At 70.6% G+C, this 8,479-nt stretch carries 6 protein-coding genes and 1 pseudogene; 4 read left to right on the top strand and 3 right to left on the bottom strand.

Translation table 11 applies throughout. The features are described from left to right. Positions 1-55: 55 nt before the first annotated feature. The 3 genes and pseudogenes from VKG81_RS03700 to VKG81_RS03690 form a co-directional block, all read right to left on the bottom strand. Positions 56-925, bottom strand: a pseudogene (locus VKG81_RS03700) (phosphotriesterase family protein). 12 nt (positions 926-937) lie between these two features. Next, the gene (locus tag VKG81_RS03695) at positions 938-5,158 is read right to left on the bottom strand and encodes an alpha-(1->3)-arabinofuranosyltransferase (RefSeq protein ID WP_324389823.1); all 4,221 of its coding nucleotides are present in this window, start codon (positions 5,156-5,158) and stop codon (positions 938-940) included. A 4-nt stretch (positions 5,159-5,162) separates the two neighbouring features. Next, positions 5,163-5,336, bottom strand: a complete 174-nt coding sequence (locus VKG81_RS03690) for a DUF2613 domain-containing protein (RefSeq protein ID WP_324389819.1) — start codon at positions 5,334-5,336, stop codon at positions 5,163-5,165. Between the two features lie 187 nt (positions 5,337-5,523). Between VKG81_RS03690 and VKG81_RS03685 the strand changes: the two genes are divergently transcribed. From VKG81_RS03685 to VKG81_RS03670, 4 genes are all read left to right on the top strand, one after another. Beyond that, the gene (locus VKG81_RS03685; protein ID WP_324389817.1) at positions 5,524-5,895 is read left to right on the top strand and encodes an aminopeptidase; all 372 of its coding nucleotides are present in this window, start codon (positions 5,524-5,526) and stop codon (positions 5,893-5,895) included. A 51-nt stretch (positions 5,896-5,946) separates the two neighbouring features. Continuing rightward, entirely contained in the window at positions 5,947-7,530 is a 1,584-nt protein-coding gene (locus VKG81_RS03680; protein WP_324389815.1) for a protein kinase family protein, read from the top strand. Between the two features lie 72 nt (positions 7,531-7,602). After that, entirely contained in the window at positions 7,603-8,361 is a 759-nt protein-coding gene (locus VKG81_RS03675; protein ID WP_324389813.1) for a dienelactone hydrolase family protein, read from the top strand. Between the two features lie 2 nt (positions 8,362-8,363). Beyond that, positions 8,364-8,479 (top strand): DUF6295 family protein (locus tag VKG81_RS03670; protein WP_324389821.1); only part of this gene is annotated, 116 nt, incomplete at its 3' end.

Raw genomic sequence — 8,479 nt, 5'->3', positions numbered from 1 at the left:
GACGCGCCGGAGCCCGCGGTCGTGCGGTGACATCGGCGGGACAGGGGCGGTCACGTCAGTAGCCGCCCCGGGTATGAAAGATCCTGCGCGGGTTGTCGACCAGCATGGCGCGGATCTGGTCATCGGTGACCCCGCGCTCCCGCAGCGCCGGCAGCACGTCTTGTGGATATGCAGGAAATGCCAATTCGGCAGCGCGACGGGCACCAGCTCCTCGGGCAGCCAGTCGATGAAGCAGGGCGCATCGTGCGACAGGACCATCTTGCCGGCGTGCCCGCGTTCGCACATGCGAACCACGGTGTCCACCCGGTCCTCGAACGGCAGGAACGTGTCGGCACCGAAGCGGTCCATCCCGATGTAGGACCCGCTGCCGATCGAGTCCTCGCCGCGTCGCGGCGTGGGTGTGCGTCGAGATCGGCACACCGGTGCGCAGGTGCGCCTGGGCGACCGCCCGCAGCACCCGCTCGACACCCGGGGTGACGCCGGGTTCGTCGGTCGCGCACTTGAGGATCGCCGCCTTGACGCCGGTGCCGGCGATGCCTTCCTCGATGTCCCGAACGAACAGCTCCGTCATCGGCTCGGGGCCGTCAAGCACGGTGCCCGGCCCGGTGAAGTGGAAGTGCATCGGCACGTCGTTGTAGGTGTACACCCCGGTGGCAACGACAATGTTGAGCTCGGTGGCCGCCGCGATGCGCGGGATGTATCGGCCAAGCCCGATGACGGTGAGACCGACGATGCTGTCCACGCCGGGTGCCTTCAGCTCGTTGAGGCGACGGATCGCATCGGCCTCGCGACGGGCTTCCTCACCCCAGACCTCGGGATAGTTCTGCACGATCTCGGGCGACAGCACGAATACATGCTCGTGCATCAGCGTGACGCCCAGGTCGGCCGTGTCGATTGCGCCCCGCGCAGTGTTCAGTTGTGCCATGGGCGCATTCTGCTACGGCACAGGCTCGTCGCGGCCCGGCATTGACACAGCCGATGCGGCCAGCGCGGCGATTGCGATCAGGGCGAGCAGTTGCACGCCCCAGGAATGCCCGACATAGCCGCCCACGGATCGCCACGGATGGAGCGACAACACCGCGCCCGCCAGAATGAGCGGCACGGCGGCGGTGAGGGGTGTCAGCGTCTCGGAGAGTCCGGGGCGTCGCCTCATCAGCACGTACCGCAGGCCCAGCGCCGCGGCTAACACCACCGCGCCGGCGGGGCCGGCGATCAGCCATCCCGTGGCGAGGACCGCCGCCGCGCCCGTCCGCGGTCCGGGATGCCACGGCCGGGGAGGCCCGCCGGGAGGGGGCCGTCGTCGGGACGGCACCAGAGCCAGCAACGCCAGCACCGGCAGCAGGGCAAGACCGCCGCCGAGGCCGGCGCGGTAGAGGTCGTTGGACGGGTAGGTCAGTGTGATCGTGCCCTCGGTGCCCGCGGGCACCACCCAGCCCTGCTGCCAGCCGTTGACGGTGACCGCGGTGAGCCGGCTGCCGCCGGACGTTCGCGCGATCCAGCCGGGGTTCACCGACTCCGGCACCACGAGCACCCGGGTCGAAGCCGACGGTGCGGCGTGCACTTCGCGGCGTGCGGGCCCCCACCCGCCGGTGTCCGCGGGAACGGTGGCGGCGGTATGCGGGTCGCCCGCCAGCGGCCCGGCGAGTTGCGCGCCGTCGACGACGAACGCCGGGCCGGGACTGATCAGCAGCTCCTGCCGGCCGGCCGGCAATGTGATCGGAAGCTGCTGGCACGGCTGCACGGCGATCGGGTCGTCGGCAAGCAGGGCACCGACAGTGGTGTGGATCGCGGTCGGCACGAACCGTCCGGCGATCGCAACCACCGGCCCATGGCTGCAGTCGACGTCAACATGGCGGCCGCGGTTGACCGCGGCGTTCGCGGGCGCGATCGGCCGGCCGTCCGGGCCCAACGCCGCGAGCTCGGCAATGCCGGGCGGCTTGAGCTGGTCGAAGCCCAGCGCCGTGCGGTCGATCACGTCGTCCCAGTCCAGCACGCTGAGCTTCACCGCGTCCGTCACCCGCGGCGTGAGCCGCAGCGTCGCGACGCCACCGTCGCCGTCCCGGGATGCCGACACCTGCCGGACCTGCGGGCCGCTGCCGAGGTCAACCGCGACCAGTGTCGGATGGGCCGGTACCGGCGACGAGCTCGGCATCAGCCGCAGCGCCGTCACCTCGGTGGGATGAGGGAGGCGCAGCACCAGGCTGGGTGCGTCTTTGCCGTGCACGGTGTTTTGCGGCGCAGTCCACGAGGTGCCCGGGTCGCCGTCGGCAGCGGCGTAGGCCGAGCCGGATACGTCGATGAGGTCGGCGTCGCCGAAGGCCCGGGCGGCGCCCGGCTGGGCGACGAGGTCGGCGAGGTCCGGGCCCTGTCGGGCCCGCACCCACACCGTCGGGGTGACCGTGGTGGGTCCGGGCACCGTCAGCATGCGGCTGAAATTGACCGGCTCCTCCGGTGCGAGCGCCATCGCCGCGGCGCAGCGCATCCGGCCGAGTCCGTCGGCGCAGCCCGGTCGACCGAGCAGGTCGGAGCCGAGGTCCCAACCGGCCACCAGCGAACCAGCCGGCGGCCCCGGCACCGCCACGGTGTGGCGCAGCTCGACCGGATGGGCGAAGCCGTTCGCGTCGTACTGGGTGACCGCGATGTCGGTGACGCCGAACTGCACGCCGGCCGATCCGTCATCCGTGCCGATCGCGGTCACCCGGACCCACGGTGTCTCGCCGTACGGCAGCGCCGCCGTGAGGGGCTCGCCGGCCTTGCTGTACCGCATGGTCGTGGTGCCGTTGACCGTGGACACCTGAATCTTGCGGACCTGTGCACCGACCGCGGTCGCGCTCGGCGTGACCGTGACCGTGGCGTTGGTGACCGGCTTGTCGAAGTCGATCTGCAGCCACTGTCCGACCGCGGCCTGCAGGGCGTTGGACACCCAGCTGGTCGCGGGGTCGCCGTCGACCGCTGCCGCCGGCCCGCTGGCCGGGGAGACGTCGGGCAGCGCGGTGGAGTCCGACGCGGAACTCGACACCGTGATCCGGCCACCGATCCACTCCCCGTACGCGGTCGGCGCGCCGGAGTGGTAATCGGGCACCCGATTGAACGTGTTGCGGCGGTCGTCGTCGGTCCGTATCGCCGACGAGTGGTCGTCGACACGACCGTAGTCGGTTTCGCGGGCGACGGGCGTGTCGGTGACGGTGACCACCGGCGCCGGCAGGCCGGCGCGCTGTGCGTCGGGCGTCATCAGGACGGGGCCCAGCGGCGGCTGGTGCAGCAGCCGGCGACGCTCGTCGAGCCGCAGCAGCGCCTCCGGGCCGCCGTCGACGCGGGCCATCGCGCCGGTGTCGGCGAAGTACGGCGCCGCGGGATTGGATCCCGCGTCGACGCGGTAGATCTCGACCGCGGGGTATTGCGGCCGCAGATCGCTGTCGGCGACGAACCCGCTCACCATGCCGGCGCCGACCGGCGTGCCGAACTGTGCCACCTTCGTCAGCCCAGGTGACCCGCCGACCGCACGGTGCACCAGGATCGGCCGCGCCGACCGTGACACGTCAGGGTCCAGGTCGTTGCGCACCACGACATAGGAAATGCCTTGCCGGGCAAGGGTATCGGCGAGACCATCAGAGGGGCGGCCCGCGGCCAGCAGCCGCTGCACGGAGTCGAGCGCACGAATGGTCTCCGGCGGGGTGAGGGGCACAGAGTCGCGGACCCCCCACGGACCGCTGCTCAGGACCTGCAGCGGCTCGTCGTGGCTGGTGCCCCACACCTGCGTCGCAAACGGCGACCCCGGCGCCACCAGTACCCGACCACGGGTGGCGGAGTGCTCCCAATCGTGCGCGTCGAGCCAATCCGCGGCGTCGTGCCAATACTGAGGTATCGCGCTGAACGCGCCGGGCGGGGTCAGGCGTCCCGTCCACGCCAGCGACGCGCTGACCGCCAGCGCGACAAGCAACACGATGCCGACCGCGACACGCTTGTCGTGCTCGGGGTGCGCGAACGCAGTGACCCAGACCCGCCGCGGCACGCTGCCCGGCAACGGGATGCGGCCCAACAGGTGCGCGATGCCCAGGACGAGCGGCAGGCGGATCACCGGCTCGAGCTTGTGCACGTTGCGCAGCGGGGCCCCGCCCGCGTCGAGGAAGGCCTGCACGGTGTGCGCCACCGGTGACCCCAGGCCCCCCGAATAGCCCGCCGCGAGCAGCGCGACGCCGACGAGCAGCATCGTGATCAGCCGCCCTCGGGCCGGCAACGACGACAAAGCCAGCCCGGCCAGGCCCGCCGCGGCGACCAGCGTGGTGGCCAGGATCGCCACCGAACCGGTGACCAGCGACGACCCGGCGGTCGCGGCGGGGGCAACGAACGGCGTCCAGCTGTCGGTGCCGCGCAGGACCTCGATCAGCGACGTCCAGCGGGTGGTGACACCCGACGATTCGATGTAGTCCAGGAACGGTGGGCTGATGCGGCCCAGCAGTACCAGCGCCACCATCCACCACAGCGTGGCGAGCACGGTGCCGAGCGCCCACCACGCGGTGAACCGCACCCACAACCGGTTCGGCCGGTGACAGGCCCACCAGATCACCGCGGCCAGGCAGCCGGTCAGCGTCGCGACCGCGTTGACCGCCCCCATCAACGCGACGGCAAGTGACGCGCGCGCCGCAAGCACCCGGACGTTGCCCTGCCCGCGCAGCGCGAGTATCACCGGCAGCAGCACCCACGGCGCCAGCATCATCGGCAGTGTCTCCGACGAAATCGACCCGAGGGTGGTCAGCACCCGCGGCGAGAGCGCGAACGCGCTCGCAGCCACCGCTCGCGAACTCGTCGTGCCGATGCCCAGCGCTTCGGCGACCCGCAGCAGCCCCCAAAAGCCGACGGTCAGCAGCAGTGCCCACCACAGCCGTTGGGTGACCCAGCCGGGCAGGCCCACCAGGTGGCCGAGCAGGAAAAACGTGCCGTGAGGAAAGAGGTACCCGTACGCCTGGTTCTGCGCCTGCCCGAATGGCAGATCGCTGTTCCACAGATTGCCGGCCCGCTGCAAAAACCGCAGCGGGTTCGCGGTGAGGTCGAGCTTGGTATCGGGGGAGATCAGTCCCGGCGACTGGGCGAAGGACAGGATCAGCGCGGCGGCCCCGACGGCCCACAACCACCGCCCCGACAGCCTGCAGGGCGCGATCGGGTCAGCTGCGGTTGCCGTACTCCACCCGATTGAGTACCGAGGACTGCGGATCGCCCGCGGTCAGCGGGGCCTTGGTGTCTTGCTGCACCATCAGCGTCACACCAAAGATCGCGGCCGCGCCCAGCAGCAGCCCAACCACGATGCTGGCCGCCGCGGGCAGCAAGAACCGGTTCATCGTTTGGCTCCTAGCGAGTTGACGTCGGGGCTTGTCGCCAAACTAGCAGACGACGCGGTCAACGCCCGGACGCCACGAGCCACGTGCGGCGGGTAGGGGACGGAATCAAGCCCCCGAAAAGTGGGCATACCCAGGACGCGACGGCGAACGCCGTCATAGGTGAGCGAACCGCGGCAGGGAGGACAACATGACTTTGCGTAGGCTGATCGTGCTGGCGGGGGCGATCGTGTTGATCGCCGGCGCCGTGGGTCTTCTGGTGCCGGTGTCGGTGTCGGGTCCCAGCGGCGAGACGATCGGCTGCGGAAACGCCGTGGCGTCGGATCTGTCCGCCGCGCAGCAAGCGGACGGCCAGAACCTGGCGAATCTTCCGGTCATCAACCAGATCGTCCCCCACACCTCCTATGTGGCGGACTGCCAATCCGCCCTGTCGCACCGGCGGGCGTGGTCCATTCCGCTCGCCGTCCTCGGTGTGATCGTGATCATCGGCGCGTTCGTAATCCGCGGAGGAGCAGGAAGACTGGGCAAGACGGGAGGCGGCCACACACCAATGAGCCGCTAACCGACACAACTGCGCGTCGCCCTCGTACGCTGGGCAGTGGGGGAGAGCGCGGTGACTGAAAAGTATCTCGACGATACGCAAAGTGACGCGGTCGGCGAAGACACGCGTCCCGTCGTCGACGACTTCGTGCCCACCGCTGCGGTCGCTCCGATGCGGCTGGTCGCGGGGATCGGCGTCGCCGACGGCCGCTACCGGTTGCTGGTCAACCACGGCGGCCCCGACGGCCTGCAGTTCTGGCAGGCGCTGGATATCCCGCTCAACCGTCAGGTCGCCGTCACGATCGTCGATGCCGACGAGGGCCCGCGCGACGCGGTGGGCGACATTCTCACCCGCACGCTGCGGCTGAGCCGATTCGACATGCCCGGCATCGCCAGGCTGCTCGACGTCGCCCGCACCGCCGAGGGTGGATTGATCGTCTCGGAGTGGATCCGCGGCGCATCGCTGAAAGAGGTCGCGGACGTCTCCCCGTCTCCCGTCGGCGCGGCACGGGCCACCCAGGCGCTGGCGGCGGCGGCCGAGGTGGCCCATCGCGCCAACGTCGCGCTTTCCGTCGACCACCCCAGCCGGCTGCGTGTCAGCATCGGCGGCGACGTCGTGTTGGCCTTCCCGGCCGCGATGCCCGATGCGACGCCGGAGGCCGATGTGCGCGGCATCGGTGCGGCCTTGTACGCCCTGCTCGTCAACCGTTGGCCGCTGCCCGAGACGGGAGTGCGCAGTGGCATCGCAGCAGCCGACCGGGATCCCGACGGGATGCCCGAGGTGCCGCAGGCCCACAACCTCGACATCCCGTTCCCCGTTTCGGCGGTGGCGGCGCGCGCGGTGTCGCCCGGCGGCGGGATCACCAGCGCCCGAACCCTGTCAGACGGGTTGGAGCAGGCGATCACGGAGGCGGACCGCACCTGGCCGTTGCCACCCGTTCAGCCGCCGCCAGAACCGACCCAGCGCACGCGAGTCGCGTTGCGTGCCGTCCCCGCTCTGTTCGAGCGGCTCCGGGGCCGGCGGCGGGCAGAACTACTGGCCGGGGTGGGCGTCGCCGCCGCGATAATCGTGGTCGCGCTGGTGGTGGTGCTGGCGTCGGTGCTGAGCAGGGTTTTCGGCGATGTCAACGGGTTCAACACCAACCGGCTCGGCCTGAGGGCGCCGTCGGCCTCGCAAACCCCGACGGCGCCCGCCAACCGCCCGGCAGCACCCGTCAAACTCGTTGCGGCAACTGTGTTTTCGCCCGGTGGCGGCGCAGACAACCCCGGTCAGGCGAGTTTGGCGATCGCCGGTGACTCCAAGACCGGATGGTCGACCGACACCTACTTCGACGCCGCGCCGTTCCCGGGCTTCAAGAGCGGCGTGGGCCTGCTGTTGAAGCTGCCCCGCCCCGCGGTGGTCACCGCGGTCGGGCTCGACCTCCCGAGCACCGGCACGCAGGTCCAGATCCGCTCGTCGGCCACCCCGAATCCGGCGGCCCTGACCGACACGACGGAACTGACCCCGCCGGTTCCTCTACAGCCCGGTCACAATCGCATCCCCGTCACCAACGCAACGCCGACCTCCACAGTGCTGGTGTGGATCCCCACCCTCGGCACCACCAACGGCCAGAGTCGCACCGAAATCTCCGACGTCACGGTCGACGCGGCGTCCTGACGCGGGCCGATGCGCCCCGGCTCGTTGAACGTAAGTTGGTTGCCAGGCACAAACGACCAGAGAGGGGATGTCATGCCGACGTCGATCAGCCCAGATGCGATCCACGCGGAGACGGTCACCATCACCGGCAGCGGTGGCGACGAAATCGAGGCTTATCGGGCCATTCCGGTTGCACCCGGGTCACGCGGCGGCGTCGTGTGGATCCACCACATGCCCGGATACGACCGCGAGACGAAGGAGTTCGTCCGCCGGCTCGCCGTCGCCGGCTACAACGCGGTCTGCCCGAACCTGTACTCGCGCGAGGCACCGGGAGCAGACCCCGACGACGCGGCGGCAACGGTGCGGGCCGCGGGGGGTGTGCCGGACGAGCGCCTCGTCGGCGATGTGGCAGGCGCCGTCGGGTACCTGCGCGGACTGGACGGGGCCAACGGAAAGTTCGGGGTGATCGGACACTGCTCAGGCGGTCGGCAGGCGTTCCTGGCGGCCTGCTCGTTGCCGTTGGACGCGGCGGTGGACTGCTACGGGGCGTTCATCGTCGAGGATCCGCCGGAGGGTATGCCCAAGAGCATGAGGCCGATCCTCGGTCTCGCGCCGAACCTGCGCTGCCCGCTGCTCGGGCTGTTCGGCAGCGAGGACCGCTATCCGTCGCCCGACTCGGTGGCCAAGCTGGACGCCGAGCTCGACACGCTGGGCAAGGAGCACGAGTTTCACTCATACGAGGGCGCAGGACACTCCTTCTTCTCCGTAGACCGGCCGGCCTACCGCGTGGAGGCCGCGCTGGACGGCTGGCGGCGGATCCACGACTTTTTCGGGAAGTACCTGGAGGGCTGATCGTGTGCACCTATCTGACGGAAAAGATCGAGCTGGACGGCAGCGGTAAGGGCGCAACGGGTTGGTTCGCCGCCACGCAGGCGACGGTGTACGTCGATCATCCGGTGCACGCCCCCTA

Origin of the sequence: Mycobacterium sp. (assembly GCF_035314905.1) — a bacterium.
Classification (GTDB): Bacteria; Actinomycetota; Actinomycetes; order Mycobacteriales; family Mycobacteriaceae; genus Mycobacterium.
Note: the sequence above shows the minus strand (reverse complement) of the source record. Positions and strands in the feature narration are given on the sequence as shown.